This window comes from Shewanella phaeophyticola (genome assembly GCF_025398315.1).
Lineage (GTDB): Bacteria > Pseudomonadota > Gammaproteobacteria > Enterobacterales > Shewanellaceae > Shewanella > Shewanella phaeophyticola.
Genome location: NZ_JAODOQ010000001.1, coordinates 669,486 through 694,756, shown reverse-complemented (window position 1 = coordinate 694,756; position 25,271 = coordinate 669,486). Strand labels below are relative to the sequence as shown.

The 25,271-nt window shown below is 41.3% G+C and carries 26 protein-coding genes, 2 tRNA genes and 1 pseudogene; 12 read left to right on the top strand and 17 right to left on the bottom strand.

Annotation, left to right across the window (positions count from 1 at the left end):
• Positions 1 to 253: 253 nt before the first annotated feature.
• From ruvX to N4T56_RS03265, 9 genes are all read right to left on the bottom strand, one after another.
• Positions 254 to 673: a Holliday junction resolvase RuvX gene (gene ruvX, locus N4T56_RS03305; RefSeq protein ID WP_261732202.1), complete on the bottom strand. Its 420-nt coding sequence runs from the start codon at positions 671 to 673 to the stop codon at positions 254 to 256.
• Positions 674 to 828: 155 nt separating this feature from the next.
• Positions 829 to 1,389, bottom strand: a complete 561-nt coding sequence (locus N4T56_RS03300; protein WP_261732201.1) for a YqgE/AlgH family protein — start codon at positions 1,387 to 1,389, stop codon at positions 829 to 831.
• Positions 1,390 to 1,417: 28 nt separating this feature from the next.
• On the bottom strand, positions 1,418 to 1,747 hold the full coding sequence (gene yciH, locus N4T56_RS03295) for a stress response translation initiation inhibitor YciH (protein WP_261732200.1): 330 nt from the start codon (positions 1,745 to 1,747) through the stop codon (positions 1,418 to 1,420).
• A gap of 158 nt (positions 1,748 to 1,905) precedes the next feature.
• Positions 1,906 to 2,919, bottom strand: coding sequence for a ferrochelatase (gene hemH, locus N4T56_RS03290; protein WP_261734743.1), 1,014 nt, complete (start codon positions 2,917 to 2,919; stop codon positions 1,906 to 1,908).
• A 182-nt stretch (positions 2,920 to 3,101) separates the two neighbouring features.
• On the bottom strand, positions 3,102 to 3,635 hold the full coding sequence (locus N4T56_RS03285; protein ID WP_261732199.1) for a glutathione peroxidase: 534 nt from the start codon (positions 3,633 to 3,635) through the stop codon (positions 3,102 to 3,104).
• Positions 3,636 to 3,750: 115 nt separating this feature from the next.
• On the bottom strand, positions 3,751 to 3,996 hold the full coding sequence (locus N4T56_RS03280) for a hypothetical protein (RefSeq protein ID WP_261732198.1): 246 nt from the start codon (positions 3,994 to 3,996) through the stop codon (positions 3,751 to 3,753).
• Complete coding sequence (locus N4T56_RS03275) at positions 3,975 to 4,853, bottom strand: hypothetical protein (RefSeq protein ID WP_261732197.1); 879 nt, start codon at positions 4,851 to 4,853, stop codon at positions 3,975 to 3,977. The genes N4T56_RS03280 and N4T56_RS03275 overlap by 22 nt, the downstream gene beginning before the upstream one ends.
• 99 nt (positions 4,854 to 4,952) lie before the next feature.
• Entirely contained in the window at positions 4,953 to 6,065 is a 1,113-nt protein-coding gene (locus N4T56_RS03270; RefSeq protein ID WP_188916684.1) for a PilT/PilU family type 4a pilus ATPase, read from the bottom strand.
• A gap of 11 nt (positions 6,066 to 6,076) precedes the next feature.
• Positions 6,077 to 7,114, bottom strand: a complete 1,038-nt coding sequence (locus N4T56_RS03265) for a type IV pilus twitching motility protein PilT (protein ID WP_261732196.1) — start codon at positions 7,112 to 7,114, stop codon at positions 6,077 to 6,079.
• Between the two features lie 27 nt (positions 7,115 to 7,141).
• On the opposite strand from N4T56_RS03265, the pseudogene N4T56_RS03260 reads away from it, so the two are divergent.
• From N4T56_RS03260 to N4T56_RS03230, 7 genes and pseudogenes are all read left to right on the top strand, one after another.
• A pseudogene (locus N4T56_RS03260) lies at positions 7,142 to 7,830 on the top strand (YggS family pyridoxal phosphate-dependent enzyme).
• Between the two features lie 442 nt (positions 7,831 to 8,272).
• Complete coding sequence (gene proC / locus N4T56_RS03255) at positions 8,273 to 9,091, top strand: pyrroline-5-carboxylate reductase (protein WP_261732195.1); 819 nt, start codon at positions 8,273 to 8,275, stop codon at positions 9,089 to 9,091.
• Positions 9,092 to 9,267: 176 nt separating this feature from the next.
• On the top strand, positions 9,268 to 9,816 hold the full coding sequence (locus tag N4T56_RS03250; RefSeq protein WP_261732194.1) for a YggT family protein: 549 nt from the start codon (positions 9,268 to 9,270) through the stop codon (positions 9,814 to 9,816).
• A gap of 190 nt (positions 9,817 to 10,006) precedes the next feature.
• Positions 10,007 to 10,414 carry a DUF4426 domain-containing protein gene (locus N4T56_RS03245; protein ID WP_390904105.1) on the top strand — a complete coding sequence of 136 codons (408 nt, stop codon included), beginning with the start codon at positions 10,007 to 10,009 and terminating at the stop codon, positions 10,412 to 10,414.
• A gap of 155 nt (positions 10,415 to 10,569) precedes the next feature.
• Entirely contained in the window at positions 10,570 to 11,202 is a 633-nt protein-coding gene (gene rdgB / locus N4T56_RS03240; RefSeq protein ID WP_261732192.1) for an RdgB/HAM1 family non-canonical purine NTP pyrophosphatase, read from the top strand.
• Positions 11,202 to 12,341, top strand: coding sequence for a radical SAM family heme chaperone HemW (gene hemW, locus N4T56_RS03235; protein ID WP_261732191.1), 1,140 nt, complete (start codon positions 11,202 to 11,204; stop codon positions 12,339 to 12,341). Before rdgB ends, hemW begins: the two co-directional genes overlap by 1 nt.
• Positions 12,342 to 12,563: 222 nt before the next feature.
• Positions 12,564 to 14,414 (top strand): DUF885 domain-containing protein, encoded by a 1,851-nt coding sequence (locus N4T56_RS03230; protein ID WP_261732190.1) that lies wholly within the window; start codon positions 12,564 to 12,566, stop codon positions 14,412 to 14,414.
• Between the two features lie 457 nt (positions 14,415 to 14,871).
• On the opposite strand, the gene N4T56_RS03225 is transcribed toward N4T56_RS03230, so the two are convergent.
• From N4T56_RS03225 to trmB, 5 genes are all read right to left on the bottom strand, one after another.
• Positions 14,872 to 15,813: a LysR family transcriptional regulator gene (locus N4T56_RS03225; protein WP_188916701.1), complete on the bottom strand. Its 942-nt coding sequence runs from the start codon at positions 15,811 to 15,813 to the stop codon at positions 14,872 to 14,874.
• Positions 15,814 to 16,232: 419 nt separating this feature from the next.
• On the bottom strand, positions 16,233 to 17,045 hold the full coding sequence (locus tag N4T56_RS03220) for a YggN family protein (RefSeq protein ID WP_261732189.1): 813 nt from the start codon (positions 17,043 to 17,045) through the stop codon (positions 16,233 to 16,235).
• A 198-nt stretch (positions 17,046 to 17,243) separates the two neighbouring features.
• The gene (gene glsB, locus N4T56_RS03215) at positions 17,244 to 18,176 is read right to left on the bottom strand and encodes a glutaminase B (RefSeq protein WP_261732188.1); all 933 of its coding nucleotides are present in this window, start codon (positions 18,174 to 18,176) and stop codon (positions 17,244 to 17,246) included.
• Positions 18,177 to 18,182: 6 nt separating this feature from the next.
• Positions 18,183 to 18,509 (bottom strand): 50S ribosome-binding protein YggL, encoded by a 327-nt coding sequence (locus N4T56_RS03210; protein WP_261732187.1) that lies wholly within the window; start codon positions 18,507 to 18,509, stop codon positions 18,183 to 18,185.
• 23 nt (positions 18,510 to 18,532) lie between these two features.
• On the bottom strand, positions 18,533 to 19,249 hold the full coding sequence (gene trmB / locus N4T56_RS03205; protein ID WP_261732186.1) for a tRNA (guanosine(46)-N7)-methyltransferase TrmB: 717 nt from the start codon (positions 19,247 to 19,249) through the stop codon (positions 18,533 to 18,535).
• A 257-nt stretch (positions 19,250 to 19,506) separates the two neighbouring features.
• Here trmB and mutY point away from each other — a divergent pair, with 257 nt between their 5' ends.
• From mutY to N4T56_RS03185, 4 genes are all read left to right on the top strand, one after another.
• Positions 19,507 to 20,586 carry an A/G-specific adenine glycosylase gene (gene mutY / locus N4T56_RS03200; protein ID WP_261732185.1) on the top strand — a complete coding sequence of 360 codons (1,080 nt, stop codon included), beginning with the start codon at positions 19,507 to 19,509 and terminating at the stop codon, positions 20,584 to 20,586.
• Between the two features lie 27 nt (positions 20,587 to 20,613).
• Positions 20,614 to 20,892, top strand: a complete 279-nt coding sequence (locus tag N4T56_RS03195) for an oxidative damage protection protein (protein ID WP_188916714.1) — start codon at positions 20,614 to 20,616, stop codon at positions 20,890 to 20,892.
• 694 nt (positions 20,893 to 21,586) lie between these two features.
• Positions 21,587 to 21,662 (top strand) — tRNA-Phe (locus N4T56_RS03190).
• 7 nt (positions 21,663 to 21,669) lie between these two features.
• A tRNA-Thr gene (locus N4T56_RS03185) sits at positions 21,670 to 21,745 on the top strand.
• Positions 21,746 to 21,890: 145 nt separating this feature from the next.
• Here the strand turns inward: N4T56_RS03185 and N4T56_RS03180 are convergent.
• The 3 genes from N4T56_RS03180 to glnB all read right to left on the bottom strand — a co-directional run bounded on the left by N4T56_RS03180 (position 21,891) and on the right by glnB (position 24,477).
• The gene (locus tag N4T56_RS03180; protein WP_261732184.1) at positions 21,891 to 22,592 is read right to left on the bottom strand and encodes a SapC family protein; all 702 of its coding nucleotides are present in this window, start codon (positions 22,590 to 22,592) and stop codon (positions 21,891 to 21,893) included.
• Between the two features lie 194 nt (positions 22,593 to 22,786).
• Positions 22,787 to 24,073, bottom strand: coding sequence for an NAD(P)/FAD-dependent oxidoreductase (locus tag N4T56_RS03175; protein WP_261732183.1), 1,287 nt, complete (start codon positions 24,071 to 24,073; stop codon positions 22,787 to 22,789).
• A gap of 65 nt (positions 24,074 to 24,138) precedes the next feature.
• The gene (gene glnB, locus N4T56_RS03170) at positions 24,139 to 24,477 is read right to left on the bottom strand and encodes a nitrogen regulatory protein P-II (protein ID WP_188916721.1); all 339 of its coding nucleotides are present in this window, start codon (positions 24,475 to 24,477) and stop codon (positions 24,139 to 24,141) included.
• 221 nt (positions 24,478 to 24,698) lie between these two features.
• On the opposite strand from glnB, the gene N4T56_RS03165 reads away from it, so the two are divergent.
• The gene (locus N4T56_RS03165) at positions 24,699 to 25,223 is read left to right on the top strand and encodes a GspH/FimT family pseudopilin (protein ID WP_261732182.1); all 525 of its coding nucleotides are present in this window, start codon (positions 24,699 to 24,701) and stop codon (positions 25,221 to 25,223) included.
• The last annotated feature ends 48 nt before the right edge of the window (positions 25,224 to 25,271 follow it).

The following is a 25,271-nucleotide window of genomic DNA, read 5'->3' as shown; positions in this document are numbered from 1 at the left end:
TATGTGCCAGAGCAGAAAGTGTTGCCCCGAAATGGAACAAACCACCTTTTACCCATTGTATTTTAATATGTTTTAATTTATCAAATCTAACGTGAAGAATAGTTTTTTAGTGCATCGATGAGTTACATACGTGCAACAAACAAAGCCTTTTGCACCAAAACAGTGCAGACCAAAAGTAACAAGGGCAAGTTATAAGTGACAAGTGACAAGTGACAAGGGACAAGAGGCAAGTGATAAGTGACAAGCTCAAGCTTTAAAACTGGCTTTCAAAATAACTTTCGATAATCAATACGGCTGATACGGCATCGACTTGCCCCTTGGTTAATGCTTTAAATCCACCTAACTCAAACAAACGCGCTTTAGCATCTGCGGTTGTAAGGCGTTCATCTTGGGTGGCAATTTTCACTCCAAAACGTCCATTGATACGATTAGCAAATTTACGGGCGCGCTGGGTCATTTCTTGCTCAGTACCATCCATATTTAGTGGTAAGCCGACAACCACCAAATCGGGTTGCCATTCTTTAAGTAGCTTTTCAATATCACCCCAGTTTGGAATACCATCAACCGCTTTGATTGATAACAGGGGTGTGGCACTTGCCGTTATGGCTTGCCCTATCGCAACACCAATACTTTTGGTGCCATAATCAAAGCCTAAAACCGTCTGAGCTTGCATGTATTTCTCTTTATTTAATCTTTAGATTTAGGGGGCTAGGAACTCGCAAGCTCGCCTGAGGGCGGACTAAGTCCTTCTAGGTTCTAGGTTCTAGGTTCTAGGTTCTCGGTTCTCGGTTCTCGGTTCTAGGTTCTAGCAGCGAAGCGCTACTATTGTTAAGCGTGGCCGATTTGTGTCGACATCTGCCAAAAATCAAACCCTAACGCTTGAGTCGCACTTTGCCATAACTGTTCATGATCGCCATTAAACAACAGTTCAGGTGAGGCTTTTATCGTGAGCCAGGTATTTTCAGCTAACTCTTGTTCAAGTTGATCTTTACCCCAACCAGCATAACCCAACGCAACAATAAACTTATCGGGAGATTTACCTGTGCCAATAGACGTCAGAATGTCGCGCGAGGTAGTCAACATAGAGTAATCACTAATCTCTACGCTGTTAATCCAATTTTTTTGTGGGGTATGAATAACAAAGCCACGGTCTGGAGCTACAGGACCGCCAATCAATACTTGCTCATTGATTGAAAACATATGCTCTGGCGACGGGTTTAACTCCATCTGGTCAAGTAACTCTTCAACATCAACACCAATTGGGCGATTAACCATTATTCCCATTGCGCCTTTGTCGTTATGTTCACAAATATAAATCACCGAACGTTCAAAAAACGTATCATCAAGTGACGGCATAGCAATTAACAAATGATCTTTTAAGCTATCCATATACTCTCCCAATTCGTGCTGTTAGCGTTTATCCACCCGCTAATTTCACGGTGAAATTCAATTTCTCTAATATGGACTTTATTAATTCACGGTTGTCTGTTTGCACCTCAATATTGAAGTCTTTTACTGTACCACCACAACCGCATTGTTTCTTAAGCTTTTGTGCTAAATCTTTTAAGGCTTTTTCGTCGAGCCCTAGGCCTTTAATGACACTGACCCCCTTACCTTTACGGCCTTTAGTGTCTTTATGAATTCGCACTATGCCGTCACCCGTTGGCACTTCGGCTTGCTCTTTTGGCTCGTCAATACGCCCTTTGTCTGTGCTATATACCAGCGAAATATTTGGATCTATTCTCATAATCGTTGTTTTTGATAACCGTAGTTTGAGTTTAACAAATCGTAAAAGCTGAGGCGAGGAGATAAAGTGACTACATTAAACCACGATAAACAAGCAGAAATAAAAAGAGGTTACTGATGATAACATCAGTAACCTCTTAACATATTGTTTAAACAGGCTTATAAGTAAGGTTTAACCAAGTTTGCCATCATATTGATGTGGTCGTCGTTATCATTTAAGCATTCAATGTAACGGAAGTCTTTGCCACCAGCATCTTCAAATACATGACGATTTTCGCCTTTGATTTCTTCTAGCGTTTCTAAACAATCAGCACTGAACGCTGGGCAAATAACGGCGATATCAGTAATGCCTTTTTCCGGCAAACTGCCAATGGTAGCGTCGGTATAGGGTTGTAACCATTTAGCTTTACCAAAACGTGACTGGAATGTAGCGACATAATCTTCTTCACTTAATCCGAGTTTCTCTACCACTAAACGGGTGGTTTTCATGCAGAAACAATAATAAGGATCACCAAGGTGTAAATTACGCTCAGGCATTCCGTGATATGACATCACTAGTTTTTGCGGTTTGCCATTAAGGTCAAAGTCTTTTTGGATCGACGCTGCAATGGCATCTATAAAGTCAGGGTTGTCGTGATAGGTGTTTATAAAATGCAGTGACGGTAAATAGCGCCATTTCATCATTTCTTTGGCGAGCGCATCAAATGCAGAACCCGTCGTAGGCGCTGCATATTGTGGATAAAGCGGCAGTACCACTAGGTTATCGACACCTTGTTTATGCATTGTTTGTAGTGTGCTAGACACTGATGGTGAACCATAACGCATGGCTAAATGTACGCTGGCATCATGTCCTTGGGCTTGTAGGCTTTGCGCAAGCTTAGCCTGTTGACGTTCACTGATGTCTAGCAATGGTGAGCCTGCATCGGTCCATACTTGTTTGTAGAGTTCTGCTGATTTAGCTGGGCGGATACGTAAAATAATGCCATGCAGAATAATCATCCACAGTAGTTTTGGTATTTCAACTACACGAGGATCGGATAAAAACTCAGCTAAGTAGATCCTTACCGCTGATGCAGTTGGGGCATCTGGAGTCCCTAGATTTAAAAGTAATACGCCAGTTTTACCACGCGCTTTATGACCAGTGTCTTTATCTAGCCCTGAAAATCTAGCCAAAATGTCTTCTCCGTTATCCGTCAAGGTGACTTTGCTTTGTAAAATAGGCGCTATTGTTAGCTTACTTGACCTATCTTATCGGTAACTCCTGCAAAGGTTAGGTAGTTACTAGGGTGACTATTGTATCTTATTATTTATAAACAAAAAGAGTGCTAGGTAGCGATTTTTTATCTTTGATCGTGTTACAAAACCGACTCTATAGCTTTTTTCAATTGCTCGCTGTCAGGTTTCACTCTTGAATTAAATTGTTGAACCGTTTGCCCATCACCTGAAACGAGGTATTTATAGAAGTTCCATTTAGGGGCTGCGCTTTTATCTGCTAAAAATTTAAATACCGAATTTGCCGCATCACCTTTAACCGCTGAGGTCGCTACCATGGTGAAGTTAACGCCGTAATTGATAAAACACACATCGGCAGTTTTAGCTTCGTCTTTTTCTTCTTGAAAAAAATCATCTGAAGGAAAACCAATCACCACTAATCCTTTATCGGCATATTGTTTATGTACCGCCTCTAGCGCTTCAAATTGTGGCGTAAAACCGCAATTTGATGCGGTATTAACAATTAACACTGGCTTGCCTTGAGTTAGCTGACACAAATCTACATTTTCTTTTGAATGTAACTTTCGCGCTTCAACATTAAGATAATCAGGGCAGCTAGCAGCCGATATTCCAAAACTGCTAGTAATAAGCGCTGCGGCTGCGAGAGACTTTATCATCTTGAGATATCCTTTTATGTAGACCAATAAAAAAGGTATTGATAATCAACGTATCAATACCTTTGTAGATTACTCTCAACATTACGCTTTTTTGCGATATTAAGATCAGTTTGCCTTAGAAATAAAAGCCAACATTGATGTTTAATCTAGAGTGCCATGAAGTATCACCATTATCGATACCTACACCTGAACCGTTAACGAAATACATGTTTTTACCCGCAATCCAATCTACGTATGAGTACAGCTTACCTGCGCTGATTGCACACCCTGTTACGTTTTGAATTGAATCATCAAGACCTTGACCAGACGACATCACCTGGCTGTAATCGTTATAACAGCTTAATTGAGTAATTGGCCCCAATCTACGTCAAATGATTTAGCAATGTTAACAATGGCAACGTCAGCTTCAGCGGCAATATCAGATTGATATTGGAAAGCACTTATCGCAATACGGTTGCTGTCTTCTACGTCATAGTCGTAATGCATATACTGTAATTGTAATTGCCATTTTTTCCAGTCTGCCTGCCAATGTGCAGCTGCTGCAATGCTATCAACATCTTCACCATCAGTGTTGGTCTCGTTAGCAACAAAATCTAACTGACTAAACTGGAACGAACCACCTAACTTGTGTGTTACGTCACCTGTGGTAAATTCACGTTCAACGCGAGCGTTAAGTTGACCGGATTCTTCATATGAAGATTGATCCGTTGTTGCCACGTCAAATGAGTAACGGTCATAACGTGAACCATTACCGTATTCGTCATTTGCAAAATAGGCTAAATCGTAGCGCCAGCCATTTTGCTCGTTTTTATAATGAATACCTGCATCATAATCATCTTCAAAACCAAGATAATAAGCAGCGCTGAACCAAAATGAATGAGCCGCATAAGGCAAGAAACCAAATGGAACTTGCGTTACACCCACTTGTACAGACTGAGCTTCATCAAACTGATACCCCATATATGCATGATGAATAACGTCCATATCTTGATACCAACGGTATTGAGCTGAAGCAAAGATGCCATTTTTATCTTGATAATTAACATCAGCACGAAATAATTCAAATTCGAGTTTTGCGTTATTATCGTAGTCTTTCCAGCCGTAGTTAATCCGAACAGCACCACCAATGTCTAATTCATCAGTGACTTTAGCCGCTAATGAAGAAACAGAAAACAATACTAACGATGAAGCTAAAGCGGCTTTTTGCCATAAATACATGTGACATCCTTGAGAGTTTTTTAAAAAATGTTGTAAATTAGTAAGTGATCATAGCAATAAAAGCCATAAGTTGCTGCATATAACCTCTTAAAACGTTAACTAATCCATGTCTAAAGTAATGCCTTCCATAGACCCTGCAGAAGAGGTTTCATTGCCTTGTAGCTTAATCATTAAGCGTAAATCATTGGGTGAATCGGCATGATGTAACGCATCAGCGTAGCTAATTTCGCCTTCTATATACAAGTCGAGTAAGGCTTGGTCAAAGGTTTGCATACCCTGCTCGCGCGATTTAGACATGGTTTCTTTGAGTTTATGCAGTTCATTTTTGGCAATCAAACTGGCGACACGTGGGGTATTAATTAATACCTCAATCGCAGCGCGACGTCCGGTACCGTCTGATTTAGGAATAAGCTGCTGCGCAACAATGCCGCGTAAGTTTAATGATAAGTCGAACAACAATTGATTGTGCTTACTTTCTGGTACTAAATGCATAATACGGTCAAGTGCTTGGTTAGCATTATTAGCGTGCAATGTCGCCATACATAAATGACCGGTTTCAGCAAACGACAGCGCAAACTCCATTGTTTCTTGAGTTCGAATTTCACCAATCAAGATAACGTCTGGCGCCTGACGCAATGAGCTTTTAAGTGCAGCATCGAATGAGTCGGTATCAATTCCGACTTCACGTTGGGTGATAATGCTTTTACGGTGGTTATGCACAAATTCGACGGGGTCTTCAATCGTTAAAATATGCCCACGCGCATGGGCATTACGGTAACCCACCAGTGCAGCAAGAGAGGTTGATTTACCGGTACCAGTGCCCCCGACCATAATAATTAAGCCACGTTTACTCATGACCAAATCTTTTAAAATGGCTGGTAGCTTTAAGTCATCGACCTCTGGGATTTGCGTTTCAATACGGCGCATAACGCAACCGGCTGACTCACGCTGCCAAAATGCACTGACACGAAAACGGCCTAATTCTTTAGCGGCGAACGCAAAGTTACATTCGCTACTTTCATGAAATTCTTTCTTTTGAACGTCTGTCATTAACGATTCGACAAACTCTAACGATTGTTGTGGCGTTAATTTTGTCTCAGATAATTGACGTAATTCACCGTCAATTTTAGCGCTTGGCGGAAAACCTGCGGTAATAAATAAATCCGAGGCCTTTTTCTCGACCATAATATTTAAAAACGGACGAACATCCATGATCCTAATCCTTAAAAATTAGCTTGTTTATTCGAGCTTTTCTGCATGGCATCTTCACGCGTAATGATACCGCGATTGACCAAGTTTTGTAGGCATTGGTCAAGCGTTTGCATACCATGTGCCATGCCCGTTTGGATTGCTGAGTACATTTGCGCGACCTTATCTTCACGAATAAGGTTACGGATCGCGGGCGTTCCCATCATAATTTCGTGTGCAGCAACTCGGCCTCCACCAATTTTTTTAATCAATGTTTGTGAAATTACCGCCTGCAACGATTCTGACAACATTGTACGGACCATGCCCTTTTCACCTTCTGGGAAAACATCGACCACACGGTCAATGGTTTTAGCGGCTGAAGTGGTATGCAAAGTACCAAACACTAAATGACCCGTTTCAGCAGCGGTCATGGCTAATCGAATGGTTTCAAGGTCTCGCATTTCACCCACTAAGATAACATCGGGGTCTTCACGTAGTGCGCTTCGTAGTGCGGCATTAAAGCTATGGGTGTGTTTGTGTACTTCACGTTGGTTGACCAAGCATTGCTTGTTTTGGTGTACAAATTCTATTGGGTCTTCAATGGTTAAGATATGGTCATGGCGGTGTTCATTAATGTAGTCGACCATTGCAGCCAATGTGGTTGATTTACCCGAACCGGTTGGCACTGTCACCAGCACTAAACCACGAGGATAACTGGATATTTTTTTAAAAATCTCTGGCGCGCCAAGCTGTTCTAATGACAAAATTTCAGATGGAATGGTACGAAATACTGCGCCAGCGCCACGAGCCTGGTTAAACGCGTTAACACGAAAACGGGCTAGGTTTGGCACTTCAAATGAAAAGTCAATTTCGAGGTGTTCTTCGTAGTCTTTTCGTTGTTTATCGTTCATGATGTCATAAACAAGACTATGAACACCTTGATGATCTAGCGCTGGTAAGTTAATTTTTCGCACTTCACCGTCGACACGGATCATTGGAGAAACACCAGCTGAAAGGTGTAGATCTGATGCTTTGTGTTTTACACTAAAAGCGAGTAATTCAGTGATTTCCATTGTAGAGACATCCATTTAACCAACATTATGACAACAATAGCAGACAGAATATCAATCGCCCAGAGTAGAATGTCACAAGCGGCGCAAAATTGTTCGCGATCGCCAAGTGAAATCAGCCTACTTGCAGTAAGCAAAACCAAACCCATTAGTGACATCATTGCCGCTTATCAAGCAGGTCAAAGACGCTTTGGGGAAAATTATGTGCAAGAAGGCGAAACAAAAATCACAGCATTAGTAGACGATTATCCAGATATTGAATGGCATTTTATTGGTAGCCATTACAATCAAATAAAACCAAAATTGTTGCCGAACATTTTGATTGGATGCATACCGTTAGTCGTGACAAAATTGCCCAGCGCTTAAACGATCAACGCCCTAGCAATAAACCGCCTTTAAATGTGTGTATTCAGGTCAATATTAGCCAAGAAGACAGCAAATCGGGGGTTAATGTTAACGATGTTGCAACATTAGCAAGGGTCATCAGTCAACTGCCTAATCTTAGACTGCGGGGCTTAATGGCTATTCCAACAGCCACAGACGATACCCGCACTCAACAACAAGAGTTTGCTAGCTTAAAAAGCTTGTATGACCAATTACAGCAGCAATATCCTTATATCGACACGTTATCGATGGGCATGAGCGGCGACTTGGATATTGCCATTGCAAATGGCTCAACCATGGTACGAATTGGCAGTGCGATTTTTGGTGAACGATAAGCATAGCGAAGACAGATTCTAGGTTCTAGGTTCTAGGTTCTAGGTTCTAGGAACTCGCAAGCTCGCCAGAGAGCGGACTTCGTCCTGCTAGATTCTAGAAGCATAGCGTCCTAGCAGTGACGAAGTCACGCCCTAGCACCTAGCAGCGTAGCGTCCTAGCAGTGACGAAGTCACGTCCTAGCACCTAGCAGCGAAGCGTCCTATTAGTGACGAAGTCACGTCCTAGCACCTAGCAGCGAAGCGTCCTATTAGTGACGAAGTCACGTCCTAGCACCTAGCAGCGAAGCGTCCTATTAGTGACGAAGTCACGCCCTAGCACCTAGAAGCGAAGCGCCCTAGCAGTGACGAAGTCACGTCCTAGCACCTAGCAGCGAAGCGTCCTTTTATGTAACATAGCGCCATTAACGATTTAAATTCACTTCTTTAATTGGATGTAATTGAAATGACTCAAGCAAAAGTATGTTTTATCGGTGCGGGCAACATGACTCGTAGTATTATCAGTGGCTTAGTCAAACATGGTTATCCAAGTGCCCTTATCCACGCGACTAATCCGAGTAAAGGCAAATTAGAGGCGCTGGTAGAAGATTTTTCGATTGAAGTATCACACGACAATGCTGCTGCAGCACAAGCCGCTGATGTCATCGTATTGAGCGTAAAACCACAACTGATGGAAAGTGTTTGCAATGCTCTCAGTCATTTAGATTTGTCGAGTAAGTTAATCATCACTATCGCTGCAGGTATTCCAGCGGCGCGTTATCAGCAATACTTTAAGCAACCCATTAAGCTCATTCGCACCATGCCAAATACACCGACTCAAATTGGTTATGGTATGACTGGGATTTATGCTGACGAAGGTATTTCAACGCATGACAAAGCCATTTGCGAAACATTAATGAAAACCGGTGGTAAAGTGGTGTGGGTTGATAGCGAAGATGGCTTAAACCAAGTGATAGCATTAGCAGGCAGTTCGCCGGCTTACTTCTTTTTGTTTATTGAATCGATGATTGCTTCTGGCGTTAACATGGGCATGGCAGAAGACAAAGCTAGACTGCTCGCTGAACAAGCTGCGTTAGGCGCGGCACAAATGGTCATTCAAAACCAGCAGTTATCGGTGACCGAATTACGCCAAAATGTGATGTCAAAAGGCGGCACAACAGCAAGAGCGGTTGAAACGTTGCAACAAGGTGACCTAGGTGGCTTAGTTGACAAAGCCATGACCAATTGTGTTGCCCGCGCACAAGAAATGGCAGAAACCTTTTAATTAAGCACTAAACTGAGATGAACGATTATTTATCTCAGTTTATAATGCTTAGGGTCTGTTGATCTTTCAAGGTTGTTTTTGCAGCAAAGATCAACAGACCCTAGTGATAACTCAGTGGTACGTAATTGGGCGTCAAGCCCTCTCTAAATCAATAAAACAAATGTAAGGCACTATTCATGAATGCAATGGTTTTTTTGATCAACACGCTGTTTGACTTGTACCTCATGGTCGTCATTCTTCGTTTTTGGTTACAACTGGCTAAAGCCGACTTTTATAACCCATTTAGCCAATTTGTGGTAAAAGCCACTCAACCGATTATTGCGCCTATGCGCCGAGTGCTACCGTCAATAGGTAGCATTGATACCTCATCAATTTTGTTAGCACTTATTGTGGTAGTGTTAAAAATGATAGTGCTTACTCTCATCGCGGGTGCCAGCTTTGACTTGCTAACCATTTTATTATTTTCCGTTGTGTCAGTGTTAAAAAACGCCGGTGTATTATTGTTTTGGATGTTGCTTATCCGCGCTATTTTGAGCTGGTTTAACCAAGGCTATAATCCTGTAGTAATGATCATGACTCAACTGACTGAACCAATCTTAGCCCCTGTTCGTAAAATTTTACCGTCAATGGGTGGCTTAGACTTGTCGGTGTTAGTGGTGTTTATTGCGATGAATTTTTTGAACATGTTATTTGCACAGTACATTCCATTTTGGGCAATGATTTAAGCAAAATAACTGAGTTTAACGCATAAAAAGAGCAGCCTATACCCAAGGTATGATGAGCTGCTCTTTTGTATTTTAGGCTAATTGGATTTTAGGCTAATTGGTATAAGCCACAGCCTTGAATGATCATTTACAGGACGATCTCATGTTAAAAGTTATCTCAGCTACACGATATATATTTACCGTTTTATTAATGTCATTACTGAGTGTAATAGGCGTTGCTCATGCTGAACAAAAACAGCAAGTGGGTAATTTTGACATCCACTATATGGCACTTAATAGCACCTTTATTACCCCTCAAGTCGCGAAAACCTATGGCATTGAACGTAGTGGTTATAATGGGTTAGTTAATATCACCGTGCTTAATACTCAGCTCCCTGGCAACCCTGCTGTTGCCGTTGAAATATCCGGTGTGGCGAATAATTTAATTGATGCACGCATGACTCTAGATTTTAAAGAAATCCGCGAAGGCAATGCCATTTACTACATTGCCGAAGTGCCTTTTCGTGACGATCAAGAAGTGAATTTTACTGTAGCCATCAAATACACTAATCAACTCAATACCACCGTTAAATTCAAACAAAAATTCTACGTAGAATAATCCTAATAAGTTAGTGCGCCTTGCTAATGCCAGTAAAGCGCACGATTCACATCACCCATGTCCCCTAGGGTATTTATTGCTTACTCGCTCGTTGTATCGTTTTTCAGTCTTATTAGCGTATAATGTCGCAAATTTTTACCTCAGGTCGAGCACTCATGCAATCTCCAACTCAACACATCGTTCTTGCCAGTGGCAACAAGGGTAAACTTGCCGAATTTGCGCAAATGTTTACAACATACGGCATTGAAGTTCTGCCACAAAACCAGTTTAACGTGCCAGATGTTGCAGAAACCGGCACGACCTTTGTTGAAAATGCCATTATAAAAGCACGCCACGCGGCAGAAATTACCGGTAAACCAGCAATTGCAGATGACTCAGGCATTGAAGTTGATGCTCTACAAGGACAACCCGGGATTTATTCTGCTCGCTATTCAGGTGTTGGGGCGAGTGAAACCAGCAATTACCTCAAGCTATTAGAAGCGCTGCAAGGTACAACTCAACGTACAGCCCGTTTTCAATGTGTATTGGTGTACATGCGCCATGCCAAAGATCCTACACCGATCATTTGCCAGGCCTCTTGGGAAGGCAGTATTAACCACGCCCCACAAGGCGATCAAGGTCATGGATACGACCCGGTATTTATCCCACAAGGGTTTGAGTGCAATGCTGCAGAGTTAACCGCCGAGCAAAAGAATGCCCATAGCCATCGTGGCAAAGCGCTTGAGTTATTAATTAACGCAATGAAAGCCCAGGGTGTCATTAGTGCACCATCAACAGGCGACCAATAATGACCTTACAGCTGCCCCCATTGAGCCTCTATGTGCATATTCCTTGGTGTGTGCAAAAGTGTCCTTATTGCGACTTTAACTCTCATGGGCAAAACGGAGAATTGCCGCAGCAGCAATATATTGATGCATTGCTGGCCGATCTTCAGGCTGACTTGGCGTATGTGCAAAACCGTAAAATTCACACGATTTTTATTGGTGGTGGCACGCCCTCTTTATTCGATGCCAGCCAAATACAGCGTTTACTTGACGGCGCGCGCACATTAATCCCCTTTGAAGATGATATCGAAATCACAATGGAGGCTAACCCAGGCACACTTGAACATGATGATTTTAATGCATACCGCGCAGCAGGAGTCACCCGGTTATCGATTGGTGTACAAAGCTTTTCTAAAGATAAGCTTAATTTGCTTGGCCGTATTCATAACGAAGATGAAGCCAAGATCGCGGCGCAAAAGGCCAAACAAGCTCATTATTTAAGCTTTAACCTCGACCTAATGCATGGGCTGCCAAACCAAAGCTTTGCTGAAGCCATGCACGACATCGACACTGCAACCTCACTATCACCGCCGCATTTATCTTGGTATCAATTAACCATTGAGCCCAATACCCTGTTCTATTCAAAACCGCCACAACTGCCAGATGATGAAAATTTATGGCAAATATACGAACAAGGGCAAAAGAAACTTGCAGAATTAGGTTACGAGCAATATGAAATCTCCGCCTATGCCAAGCCCGGGTTTCAATGTCGTCATAATTTAAATTATTGGCAGTTTGGTGACTATTTAGGGATTGGCTGCGGCGCACATGCTAAAATAACCTTGCCGTCTGACAACCGAATTATCCGCACGGTTAAAATTAAGCACCCAAAAGGCTATTTAGCCGCACAAAACTACACCTTTGAAACGACTGATGTGATTGAAGAAGATCGTCCATTGGAGTACTTAATGAACCGCTTACGGTTAATGACACCGATTGCTAAAACTGAATTTGAACAACGTACTGGTCAATCTGCAGACATCATTAAGGTTGGCATGCAAAAGTCGATAGAAAGAGGATTATTAACAGAAACTGACACACATTGGCAGCTCACCCCCAAAGGCCACATGTTTGTTAACGACATACTGTCGCAATTTATTTAACCCTCAAGCTCGTTTGTGCCGATAAATTTGTACAATTAATGTGTATTAAACGTGCCCATTCACATTCGTTGTGGGCACTTACTCTCGCCTCATATTATCTGCTCACTCATCTGCAGAACTATCAATTACAAAATACATACTTTATAACATTTAAATTAACACATTTAGTAAAAGCTTGATTAGGATGTCAGCCTATAAATTGTGTCGTTTAGGAAGATATTGATGTCCCTTAAAACTAAAACAACCTTAATTGCCGTGGCATTATCAAGCTTATTAATCACATACGCTGTTGCGCACTCGCATACTTCAGTCGTGTTAAGCCCACAACAAAGTAAAGCAGAGACCGCCAACACTGAGTCTGCTAAAGCAAACGCGCTATTTGAAGCCATTTTTATGGAAAACGTGATGGCCAATCCCGTAAACCAAACATACTTAGGCATTAAGCAAGACTACGATAAATGGAATGATTTATCAGAAGCGGCTGCAGATGCCGAGCTTGCTCGCGCTAAAGATCAACTCGCTCGTATTAATGCCATAGATATTACTCAGCTCGACGAGCAAACCACCTTAAGCTTTGAGTTACTCAAAGCCCGTATAGAACAAACGATTGCCGATGATAAATGGCGTTATCACACCTACCCGGTAAACCAAATGTACGGCGTGCATTCTATGGTGGCATCGATATTAATTAACCAACATCAAATAACCGACGAAAGTGATGCTAAGGCTTATATCAGCCGCCTAAATAGCAGCGAAACATTATTGGCGCAATTACAAACAGCACTTGAAATCTGTGCCAACAAAAAGATTATCGCCCCTAAGTTTGTGTTTGCTTATGTGATTGCAGACAGTCAAAACATTATCTCTGACGCCCCCTTTAACGATACCGGTAAAGACAATGCGTTATGGGCTGATGCCAACCGTAAAATCAATAAACTCGACATTAGTGAAGACAAAAAACACGCCCTATTGGCCGAAGTTAAACAAGCCTTAATCACTAAAGTAAAGCCCGCTTACCAGCAGTTTATTGCTTATGCCAAAACCTTAGAAGCCCGGGCTGATACACGTGATGGTGTATGGAAACTCCCAGATGGAGAAGCCTTTTTTAAAAATGCCCTATCCCGCACAACCACCACAGACATGAGCGCAGACCAAATTCATGACCTCGGGCTAGCTGAAGTAAAACGCATCCATAATGAAATGCGCCTTATTATGAAAAAGGTTAAATATACCGGTAACCTGCAAGAGTTTTTTACCTTTATGCGTGATGATAAGCAGTTCTATTATCCAGAAACTGACGCGGGTAAACAAGCGTATTTAACCGAAGCAAAAGCGCTAATAGACAATATGGAAACTCGCCTAGACGAGGTATTTAAAATAAAACCCAAAGCGGCATTATTAGTTAAACAAGTTGAAGCTTTTCGTGAGAAATCTGCAGGCAAAGCATTTTACGATCAACCCGCTCCCGATGGCTCTCGACCAGGCACTTATTACGCTAACTTATATAAGATGGAAGCTATGCCACAATATCAAATGGAGGCGTTAGCCTACCATGAAGGGATACCTGGGCATCATATGCAAATAGCCATTGCACAGGAACTGCAAAGTCTTCCAAAGTTCCGTAAGTTTGGTGGTTATACCGCATACGTTGAAGGCTGGGGTTTATATTCTGAGTACTTTCCAAAAGAGATGAGCCTGTATGCAGACCCTTATTCAGATTTTGGCCGCTTATCAATGGAACTCTGGCGCGCATGTCGCTTAGTCGTCGACACGGGTATTCATGATAAAAAGTGGACTCGTGAACAAGCCATTGCTTATTACGTAGATAACACGCCTAACGCCGAATCTGACGCGATAAAAATGGTGGAGCGCCATATTGTTATGCCATCGCAAGCGACTGCATACAAGGTTGGGATGATTAAAATTTTATCGTTACGTGAAAAAGCTAAAAAACAACTAGGCGATAAGTTTGATATCCGTGATTTTCACACACTAGTATTAAAAAATGGCCCATTGCCTTTAGATGTACTTGAAGAACAAGTTGATAAATGGATTAAGCAGCAAGTTATTTAAGTTGAGTACAACAATAAAAAATGCAGCAACCTTAGGTTGCTGCATTTTTTATCGGTTGTTATTTTTTTGAACCACAAAAAAATAACCCCAAGTCAATGCTTGGGGTAACCAAAAAACTAGGATGATGGTTTCAAAGCCGACATTGTTTTAGTTTGAAAAAAACCGTTGTCAGCACTGATTCAAAATTTGCATAGTTGCCGATTTGGGCACTCAACTGAAAAGGGGTCATTTCTCAGAAAAATACATATTCAAATCATTTCGAATCAACTGACATCTATTGTATTGATATAAGAACAGACTGCAATAGCTAACCTGCTTTACATCAGTAAGTCATTGATTAATGCCTCACTAAAAAACGAATCAATGAACTAATTAAGGTGTTGATATAAAACAGATAAAAACAAAGCCGCAAGGTAACTTGCGGCTTTGTTTTATATTAAGAACAATGTTTCCAGGTTTACTTACGAAGCTTGTATAAATGATCGAACTTCGCATCCCAATATGGCGGGCTACCAATATGGGTTTTAATGAAATCAATAAATGCACTGACCTTAGGAGCCAAGTGTTTACGACGAGGGTAAACCGCTTGCAAAGGTAAGTTATGAGTTAATTGCCAATCAGGTAATAATGGTACCAATGTGCCCTGGGCAATTTCATCTTCCATTAGATAACTAGCAAGATATACAATACCTAAACCGCTGACGGCAGCTGACTTAAGTGCTGGTGCATTATCAACACGGAAATTACCAGACACCCCAATTTCGCAATAATCTTCGCCCTTTTTAAATTGCCACATGCTGTGCTCATGCCACTCGCCTTGATACACCAAGCAATTGTGTTCAACTAATTGTTCAGGACGACTGATATTACCATGCTGGGCAATATAACCGGGTGACGCAACTAACAAAAATTGACATTTCATTAGTGGTCTAGCCACCATACCTAATGGCAATTGTTCAGACATCGTTAACAGTAAGTCTAAACCTTCACTGACCACATCAACTTTATGGTCAAGCAAGCTAACTTGTAACTCAAGCTCAGGGTGGCGAGCCATAAAGTCTGGTAATGCCGGAATAATATGCATGGTGCCGAATGATTGTGAGATCCCCACTTTCAATACGCCACGAGTTGCGTCATTTAAGTTATGGACACTGGCAACAGCTTGCTCTGCATCGCGAAGTAACTCTTCACCTTGCAGATATAACAAATTACCAGCTTCAGTAAGACTTAAACTACGCGTGGTACGCTGAATAAGTTGAACGCCAAGTTTATGTTCAAGATCTGCAACTTGGGTACTCACTTTAGATTTAGAAATGCCAAGACGTCTGGCAGCAGCACTAAAACTTCCTGCGCGTGCAACATGAGTAAAAATTGCGATAGGTTCTAACAGTTCTAACATGAAAGTCGCCTTAAGCTGGTTACGACATTAAAAAAAATTAGGTGTTTGTTGCGTCAGGAATAAAAGCCACTTTAAAAGGCTATTCCTGGTTAAACATTCACGTCAACTCAGTTATATTTGAAATAAGCTTGCAGCCAATAAGCAGATATAAAAAGTCAATACTGGCATACACAAGTCTGTTGTCTTAAATATAACCACATCTAAAGTAGAGTGCTTTTTTGTTATAATTTTTATGAGTATAACAAAAAAACCACCTGTGGCTCTATATTTATAATTGACAATTTTTTTATCAGAACAAAGAAATGGCGCTATAGCGGCTGATGAGGGCTTTTTGTCAATAAAAAAAGCCCCTGAGTCTTGGAATAGGAAACAGGGGAAGGTCAGGTGTCTTTCAGGGAGACGGGTTGACTAAAAAAAGCTTATTGCGTTGTGTCACCTAGTTTCGCTAAGGTAAATGGAGCCAGTTCGGGTATGGCTTGACGCGCTTGATTTTCGAGCACTAATAAACCTTCAAAATTGTCACAAACTTTAGTTGCACGAGCTTCAAGCTCTTGAGATTGCGACTCAAGTTGCTGCTCAATGTCGTTACCAACATTATCCATTTTTTGTGAGAATGCATTCATCTTTTCTTCAAATGTACCGCCATCTGATGACATAATTTGGCTGCCTAGCGTCATCATTAATGAGCCCATTGAACTGGTTACCATCTGTTCTATTTCTTGCTCAAACTCTTCATTAAAGGTTTTTTCAATTGATGCTTCGGTAGAGCCTAAATAAAACTTATCACCTTGCTGATACGCCATAGTATCGACACGTTGTTGAATACCGGACATTAATTTATCAATATGAGAACCAGCGGCTTCACCTAAAATTGGCGTCAATGCCATGTTAACCGCTTGAGTAGCAATTGACACCACATCGCCCACTAAGTCAATCACCTCTGGCACCTGGCTAGAAAGCGCTTCAGAATACTCGTTCAATAATTTTTGTTGATCGTCGTTAAGGGTAATTTTTTTACCATCGACATAAAGTTGGCCTAACTCAACGCGATATTTTTCTGCGCCGTTATCACTTATCTGTAAATTTGTGGGTTCAACCGTGACATCATAATTCAGTGTCACATTACACTTATCATCATTGAGAGACATTTTTGCCATGGCTGGAGTCCATGCGCCTGCTGTAAACAACACGCTGGTTAATGCTAACCCACAGATCAACTTTTGCTTGGTCATGATAACGATCCTTTTTGCAGTACGAGTGCGAATAATTAAGTCGAATATAAAACTTACAAAGCATAAGCCGTGCCAAATATGCAACACAATGATTTGTATAGATTTTAGTGCTTGAAAGATTTAAGATGAAGAAGGTGAGCGATGAATAACAGCAGTGTATTCGTAAAATAAACCAAAAAGTAGTCTATTTTACGAATCTCAATAATAATTAAATAGTCTAAAAATTGAGCGGCCAAGTTGTTGGCTAATATGTTCTAACATTGCGGTACCGGCAAGTGAGTTACCATTAATATCAAGCTCTGGTGACCACACACAAATCGACATATCACCAGGTATAACAGCGATAATACCGCCACCAACACCACTTTTACCAGGCATACCCACACGGTAGGCAAATTCACCGGCACCATCATATAACCCAGATGTGGCGAGTAAGGCATTTAATTGCCTTGTTTGTACAGGTGTGACTATCTCATCACCCGCGAGTGTTTTGCCGCGATTAGCTAAATAAAACATGGCTCGAGATAAATCAGCGCAACTCATTTTTAATGAGCAGTAATGAAAGTAGCTTTTCAATACAGTATCGACATCACCGTCGAAGTTGCCGAATGATTTCATTAAATAGGCAATTGACGCATTACGCGCACTAAATTGAAACTCAGAATCAGCAACGGTTTTATCATAAGTGACACTTGGGTCTTGGCTTAACTGTCTCACCACTTCTAACATACGATGTTTAGGCGCGCCAAGACGGGCTTGCAGCAAGTCGGCAATAATCAGTGCACCCGCATTAATAAAGGGATTTCGTGGTTTGCCACGCTCTAACTCAACTTGGACTAATGAGTTAAACGAATGACCTGAAGGCTCTTTCCCTACCCGATTCCAGATTTCTTCTTCTGTGTATAAGTTTAACGCAAGCGTGAGACTAAACACTTTGGAAATACTTTGAATAGAAAAAGGCTCAAGGTAGTCTCCCGCACCTATGGTAGTACCATCAACCGTTGTGATGGCAATACCAATTTTATTGGGGTCAACATTAGCAAGGGCAGGAATATATCCTGCCACCTTGCCTTTACCCAATAGTGGCCTGACTTTGTCTACCGCTTCTTGTAATAATAATTGCTCTGGCAATTTAGTTTAACCCCACCAGATGTCATATAAGGCACTCACTTCTATGCCTGATACTGGTTTGCTCTGCCAAAAAGCCTGTACTGCGGCGATATCATCTTCGGTACACTTGCCAATTGCTTGGGTTGCAATGATGCCTTCCCATTCTTTATGGCCACCACCATGAAAGCCTAACTGGCGAGGTTCAATCACTTCATCAATAAACTGATCAACTAATGCATCAATATCTTGTTCTGAAACTGACTCGTCAAAGGTCCAATTGATATCGAACCCGAACTCTTGAAACTCATCGACTCGAAGCTTTTTACGTAATCGACGGCTGCGATTTTGCGCCATAATGTGTTCTCCAGTTGCTAAAATTAAGCGATACGCTCAAACATGATATCCCAAACTCCATGACCAAGACGATGGCCACGCGCTTCGAACTTAGTTAACGGACGATGATCAGGACGTTCAACCACAGTACCTGTTGTAGATTGATTTTTATAACCTTCAGCCACATTCATTACTTCTAACATATGCTCGCTGTAGTTTTCCCAATCTGTTGCCATATGGAACACGCCGCCAATTTTTAACTTCCGGCGGACTAACTGAACAAAGTCGGCTTGCACAATGCGGCGCTTATGGTGACGTTTTTTATGCCAAGGATCGGGGAAAAACAACTGTAAACGCGCTAATGAGCCGTCAGCAATGCTGTGCTCCAATACTTCCATCGCATCATGATGGTATACACGTAAATTTGTCACATTGGCTTCACCTGCGTCGGCTAAACACGCACCAACACCCGGTTTGTGTACTTCAATACCAATAAAATTTTGCTCTGGTGCTTCGCTAGCCATTTGCACGAGTGATGCGCCCATCCCAAAGCCGATTTCAAGAACGGTATCGGCATCACGCCCAAACACTTCTGTTAAATCAAGTGGTTGTGGTGTGTAGTTCAACCCCATTGCAGGCCAGTGAGCCTCAATTGCTTGTGATTGGCCTTTGGTTAGTCGCCCTTCACGCAAAACAAAACTTCTGATTTTACGAATATACTTACCGTCTTCGTTAAACTCAGCTGTGGTAACGTCGCTCATTTCTGCCTCATTGCTTGCATAATTTATACGATGTAAGTGTTTACCGTTAGCTTACCAACGCCACTATTTACATCCACATTACGCTTTTGCTATCTGTAGTAGATCAATTTAAAAATTAAGTTGGTCATTATACCTAAAGTCGACGCACATGTTTACGCTAAATTAGTCATCAACAAGTGATTCTGCTCAAGTCAGTATATAAGGTTAAAATGGTTTGCCTACTTGTGTAATAAAATGGCTATAGATACACTGCGCCCATGAAAAAAGTGACTACCTTTGCCGAGCGTATTATTGCTTGGTACGACCTTAATGGTCGTAAAACACTGCCCTGGCAGCTCAATAAAACACCTTACCGCGTTTGGGTGTCTGAAATAATGTTGCAACAAACCCAAGTCGCAACGGTGATCCCTTATTATGAGCGATTTATGGCAAGATTTCCGACGGTTGTCGAACTTGCTAATGCTGAACAAGATGAGGTATTACATTTATGGACAGGATTAGGCTACTACGCCAGAGCGCGTAATTTGCATAAAGCCGCTCAGCATGTGCGTGATGCATTTAATGGCGAGTTTCCCACAGACTTTGACGATGTGGTTGCTTTATCTGGCATTGGTAAGTCTACCGCTGGAGCTGTGTTGTCATTATCACTTGGACAACATCATCCTATTTTGGATGGCAATGTAAAGCGTGTATTAGCAAGGCACGGTGCGATTGATGGTTGGCCTGGGGTGAAAACGGTTGAGCAGCAGTTATGGCAATTAACTGAACAACACACACCCAAAGTAGACGTAGAGAAATTTAACCAAGCCATGATGGATATTGGCTCTAGTGTATGTACTCGTAGTAAGCCACTTTGTGCGCAATGCCCTGTCGCAATTGACTGTAAGGCGCAATTACAAGGTGAACAAACTCGTTACCCCGGTAAAAAGCCGAAAAAAGTCACCCCTGAAAAGTCCGCTTTTATGTTGGTGATGGTTAACAACTCTGGTTCAGATACCACTGTACAGTTAATGCAGCGTCCACCAGCGGGTATATGGGGTGGTTTGTGGTGTTTTCCACAATTTGATACAGAGGTGGAGTTGGCTGATTATTTAGCGCTTCATAACCTCAAAGCTTCAGATCAAGGCCTTGCTGGATTTAGACATACATTTAGCCACTTTCATTTAGATATTCAACCCGTTTTAGTTGAATTAACATCCCAGCCAGTTACAGGGATCATGGAACAAAACACGACTCTCTGGTATAACATAAACCAACCAGAAAAAGTGGGATTAGCTGCGGCCACAGAGCGTATTTTGTCTAATTTAGCCGTACTTTTCACGACACATTCGTTTTAATTGTAATTAAGTTAGTAAGGAATCACCATGGCTCGCACAGTTCAGTGTCAACACCTTAATAAATCTGCCGACGGTTTGGATTTTCAGCTTTATCCAGGCGAGTTAGGTAAACGTATTTATGACAATATCAGTAAAGAAGCGTGGGGCTTATGGCAACAAAAGCAAACGATGCTGATTAATGAGAAAAAACTCAACATGATGAATGTTGATGACCGCAAATTTTTAGAAACTCAAATGCTTAGCTTCTTATTTGAAGGTAAAGATGTTGAAATCGAAGGCTACGTTCCGCCAGCTGAAGACGAATAACTAACATTAATAAGAAAGCCGCAAACTGAAGTGACCCCATAAAGTTGGACATTTCTAGTTAAGCGGCTTTTTTGTGAGCATAGCCTGCAGCTTAATAGCTTCAACGATCAATTCTGATACATCGTTAGCTGGTACAGTACCTAATACCATTAATCCACATTAGAACTTGCTCTTTATAGCGAAAATTAATAGATCATATTCTAATAAGGATTGGTATAACCCCCTATTCATTTCGCAGAGTTTCATCGTAAAAGTGGTTTTGCTGACAAAACTGACACGGTAGCCTCTAAAATTCTACCTATCTCCTATCACCTTTACATCAATCGTTAACGCCATTAAAGGTAAAGGCATCCACTGTTAAAAAGTGAGTTAAACCTTATCGAAAATAGCATTTATTTTGTAGCGAGTGACAATATAGACTCGATATAAAGCCAATATCCATCAGTATTGGACAATAAAAACTATCTCAGACAAAACACTAATACTTAAATTTAGCCATTTCGGATTAAAAACCATCAATAACAGTTAAAATTGCCGCTTTTTGAACATTAACTAGCCGAACGATGAAAAACTTTTAAAAAGCACTTGCACGATAAAATTCATCACTATATTATGTGCGCACTCCAGACGAGACAGGCACTGATTACCAAGTTAGTACCTAGTTTGTAGTAGTAAACTAACGCTTAGTTTACTTGCCCGAATAGCTCAGTCGGTAGAGCAGAGGATTGAAAATCCTCGTGTCCCTGGTTCGATTCCGGGTTCGGGCACCACAATTTAGCCGGCATAGCTCAGTTGGTAGAGCAACTGACTTGTAATCAGTAGGTCCCGAGTTCGACTCTTGGTGCCGGCACCATAAAAAACAAAAAAACCACTCATTGAGTGGTTTTTTTGTATCTATTGATTGAGTACCTTAACGTTTTATCACTCATCAGATCAGAAAAGAATAAAAAAAGACACTCTATAGAGTGCCTTTTTTTTGTGCTTAATAAGCTGACAGGTTATTTATCCTGCATTTCAACTCTAGCGAGACGGTTCACTTGGTTTAACGAACCTAAATGACCGAAGATTGGGCCTAATAAACCGCGTTTTTTTAAGTCTAAAAATTCTTCGTCACTCAATTCATTTAGTTTTGCTTCATCAACAACATATAAACCATTGATATTACGTTTTTCACCCGCAACATCAACCGTTAATGTTTGGTTGATTAATAAACCTTTTTCATTTAAAAAGCCTAAGATCCCACGAGTTGCTTGATCTTGTTCATAGTGGCTAATTAACGCTTTTTTACGTGTTTCTAACAATGGCGTTTCTTTACCGTCAACAAACAATGGTTGGCCTTCAGTTTTGCTAACTTCTTTAGCCTCTTCACGAATACCAATCCACACTTTATCTTTTACATCAGGGTTAAGCACTAATCCAAGTGGGTAATCTCGCACTACCGCAGGAATATACAGACCTTGCCATTTGCCGTCTTTAACACTTAAATTTTGTCCAGGCTTTAACCCTAGCATTGCAACTGACTGAAATTCATTGGTGTCGCTATTTTTAACAAACACAATTGGGTATTCTGTCGCTGCACGGCTGATCTCATGTAGAGTAACTGGCACGATATGTTGCTCTGCCACATGTGAATAGTCACTTGCGGCTAGTTTTAAATCGCCATGTTTAGTTTGTTCTAATAACGTAATTTGGTTTTGCATCTTGGCTCCCTGAGGCACTGATTATCTTCTTTGAAATACGTAAAGCTTGGTATCTATACTAGAGTTAACAACTCATTAATACCTGAAACTACCAAGATCAATCTTAAATTCAAGTACATTTAGATTAAATTGCACTTATGATCATTAAACGCTGTTTTATTATGCAATAAAGCCCTTAACGAAACAAAATTCCGCTAATGCAACTTAAGCTTAGGTCGCTGCCAACGCAGCAGTTTTTGGGCGATACGGTACACAGAAGCTGAAAACCAACCATATAAACTGGCTAGGTGACGTTGATACAATGAGATATACATAAGCCGTGCCACGTGACCTTCTACGAAAAAATCACCTGAGCGTAAATTCCCCATTAAATTACCGACCGCAGAAAAGCGGCTTAATGAAACTAAAGAGCCGTAGTCTTTATATTCAAATGGCTTTTCTGGTTGTGATTTCATTTTTAAACACACATTAGCATAAAGGCGGTCGGCCATTTGAGCAGCAGCTTGAGCGCGAGGTGGGACAGGTTTACCCGTTGGCAATATTAACTGTGCACAATCACCTAATGCATAAATATCACTGACCCCTTTAACCCGCATGCAACCATCAACATCAATTTGATTACGAGGTGTCACCGGAAGTTGAGTGAAGTTTTCAAACACTTTAGGCCCTTTTACACCCGCAGCCCACACTTTAATATTGGCTTTTATGACTTCACCTGTAGCCGTTACAAATCCTTCTTTGGTCACTTCTTTTACCTGAACACCTAAGTGCAGTTTGACCCCAAGCTTTGACAATACCGTTTGGGCTCTTGCGCTTACTTGCTCTGGCAATTGCGGCAAAATTTTGTTTGATGCTTCGATAAGGTTAATGTCTAAATGATCTTTGCTAATATTTTGATAGCCGTATTCTTTAACAGATTCGATAACATGATGAAGTTCAGCCGATAATTCAACGCCTGTGGCACCAGCGCCGACAATACCAATACTGAGTTGATCTTGGGTTTCATTAAGTTGCAGCAAAGCATCCATCAACTTTTGATGGAAGACATTTGCACTATCAAGACTATCTAAAAATATACAGTGTTTTTCAGCTCCGGGCGTATTAAAGCTATTGGAGACTCCACCTAACGCTAACACTAAAGTGTCGTATGCAATGTGGCGCTCAGCGATAATCTGTTCACCCTCATCATTATAAACAGGCGTTAATTGAATCGTTTTAGCTTGTGGGTCGCATTGCTCAATGGCACCACGAATATAACGGTAGCCATTTTTAAGGCCATGATCGCGGTATTGCAATCCTTCAATCGATTGATCAATAACCCCAACCGCAACCTCGTGTAATTTAGGTTTCCAAATATGCACGGTATTTTTATCAACTAAGCTAATATCGACCAAAGAATTGCTACCAAACTTACGCCCTAGCTTTGACGCTAATGCTAAACCGGCAGCCCCACCACCAACGATAACAATTCTTTGTTGCATAAATTCCCCCAACCAAACATTGTCTTACTAACTTGAACACGCATAAAAAAAGGCTCTTCATAGCCTTATACTGCTTCGTCGTTTTCTTCACCGGTACGAATACGAATAACTCGCTCGACATCGGTAACAAAAATCTTTCCGTCGCCTATCTTTCCTGTTCTTGCAGTATCAACAATCGCATCGATAGCACGTTCTAGCAGCTCATCTTGGATCACAAGCTCAATTTTCACTTTAGGTAAAAAATCGACCATGTATTCTGCGCCACGATACAGTTCAGTATGCCCTTTTTGACGCCCAAATCCCTTCACCTCAGACACTGTCATACCTGTGATGCCAATCTCAGCGAGTGACTCACGCACATCATCAAGTTTAAATGGTTTAATAATGGCTTCGACTTTTTTCATTACATACTCCTGTCATCGGCTAAATTGTTGGTTAAACGTATGTCATCGTTGACGTTTATAGCAACCAAACTTCCTGCAAATATCTTACTTGAAACCACAGCAAAATGTCGCTGCTATTTTGCGTATTTAGAAAAAGATATTTCACAGCAAAAGAATTGTTCATTTTCTATACTATCTAACCCGCTGCAGGATGCTATCTATTAATTTAGGGAGGAATAATTATGAAACGGTCAACATTCACAAAAGGCTTTGGGCTTATCGAGCTCATCGTTACAACATTAATTATCATGTTGATGTCACTTATCGCAATCCCCTCTTTTACTGAAATACACGAACATACAAGAGCGAATAGCAGTATTAAAGTCATACAACAGACAATCCAATTTGCCCGTAATATGGCAATAAGCTACGGAACAAGAGTCACGGTTTGCCCTATTGTAGATAACAAATGCACTTCTGATTGGCGAATTGGTCTTAGCGTATTTATTGATCGCGGTACCAAAAATCAACTTGATGGAAGTGATCGGTTACTACAGCAAACCTCAGCATTTAACGATAACGATTTTGTGGGTTACAACCGCGCAGCGGTTAGGTTTCAAGCAGATGGTCTTGCCTCCGGCACTAATGGCACCCTGACCTATTGCCCCAGCACCATCGACAGTGAGTATTCAAAAGCGGTTATTGTTAACCAAGCTGGTAGAGCTAGAATGTCAAAGAAGAAAAATATCAAATGTAAACCAAATTAATTTTTGGTTTTGTCTTTAATTAATAGTGAGATAGATATTATGAAATGA

Bases quoted from the DNA above. Each gene is read 5' to 3' on its own strand.
- N4T56_RS03180 (WP_261732184.1), bottom strand. From the start codon at position 22,592: ATGCAAAACCAAATTACGTTATTAGAACAAACTAAACATGGCGATTTA.
- N4T56_RS03195 (WP_188916714.1), top strand. From the start codon at position 20,614: ATGGCTCGCACAGTTCAGTGTCAACACCTTAATAAATCTGCCGACGGT.
- proC (WP_261732195.1), top strand. From the start codon at position 8,273: ATGACTCAAGCAAAAGTATGTTTTATCGGTGCGGGCAACATGACTCGT.
- N4T56_RS03225 (WP_188916701.1), bottom strand. From the start codon at position 15,813: ATGTTAGAACTGTTAGAACCTATCGCAATTTTTACTCATGTTGCACGC.
- glnB (WP_188916721.1), bottom strand. From the start codon at position 24,477: ATGAAAAAAGTCGAAGCCATTATTAAACCATTTAAACTTGATGATGTG.
- N4T56_RS03165 (WP_261732182.1), top strand. From the start codon at position 24,699: ATGAAACGGTCAACATTCACAAAAGGCTTTGGGCTTATCGAGCTCATC.
- ruvX (WP_261732202.1), bottom strand. From the start codon at position 673: ATGCAAGCTCAGACGGTTTTAGGCTTTGATTATGGCACCAAAAGTATT.
- N4T56_RS03275 (WP_261732197.1), bottom strand. From the start codon at position 4,853: ATGTATTTATGGCAAAAAGCCGCTTTAGCTTCATCGTTAGTATTGTTT.
- N4T56_RS03230 (WP_261732190.1), top strand. From the start codon at position 12,564: ATGTCCCTTAAAACTAAAACAACCTTAATTGCCGTGGCATTATCAAGC.
- N4T56_RS03270 (WP_188916684.1), bottom strand. From the start codon at position 6,065: ATGGATGTTCGTCCGTTTTTAAATATTATGGTCGAGAAAAAGGCCTCG.
- yciH (WP_261732200.1), bottom strand. From the start codon at position 1,747: ATGAGAATAGATCCAAATATTTCGCTGGTATATAGCACAGACAAAGGG.
- N4T56_RS03210 (WP_261732187.1), bottom strand. From the start codon at position 18,509: ATGGCGCAAAATCGCAGCCGTCGATTACGTAAAAAGCTTCGAGTCGAT.
- N4T56_RS03250 (WP_261732194.1), top strand. From the start codon at position 9,268: ATGAATGCAATGGTTTTTTTGATCAACACGCTGTTTGACTTGTACCTC.
- hemW (WP_261732191.1), top strand. From the start codon at position 11,202: ATGACCTTACAGCTGCCCCCATTGAGCCTCTATGTGCATATTCCTTGG.
- N4T56_RS03300 (WP_261732201.1), bottom strand. From the start codon at position 1,389: ATGGATAGCTTAAAAGATCATTTGTTAATTGCTATGCCGTCACTTGAT.
- N4T56_RS03265 (WP_261732196.1), bottom strand. From the start codon at position 7,114: ATGGAAATCACTGAATTACTCGCTTTTAGTGTAAAACACAAAGCATCA.
- N4T56_RS03245 (WP_390904105.1), top strand. From the start codon at position 10,007: ATGTCATTACTGAGTGTAATAGGCGTTGCTCATGCTGAACAAAAACAG.
- N4T56_RS03175 (WP_261732183.1), bottom strand. From the start codon at position 24,073: ATGCAACAAAGAATTGTTATCGTTGGTGGTGGGGCTGCCGGTTTAGCA.
- trmB (WP_261732186.1), bottom strand. From the start codon at position 19,249: ATGAGCGACGTTACCACAGCTGAGTTTAACGAAGACGGTAAGTATATT.
- mutY (WP_261732185.1), top strand. From the start codon at position 19,507: ATGAAAAAAGTGACTACCTTTGCCGAGCGTATTATTGCTTGGTACGAC.
- rdgB (WP_261732192.1), top strand. From the start codon at position 10,570: ATGCAATCTCCAACTCAACACATCGTTCTTGCCAGTGGCAACAAGGGT.
- N4T56_RS03220 (WP_261732189.1), bottom strand. From the start codon at position 17,045: ATGACCAAGCAAAAGTTGATCTGTGGGTTAGCATTAACCAGCGTGTTG.
- N4T56_RS03285 (WP_261732199.1), bottom strand. From the start codon at position 3,635: ATGATAAAGTCTCTCGCAGCCGCAGCGCTTATTACTAGCAGTTTTGGA.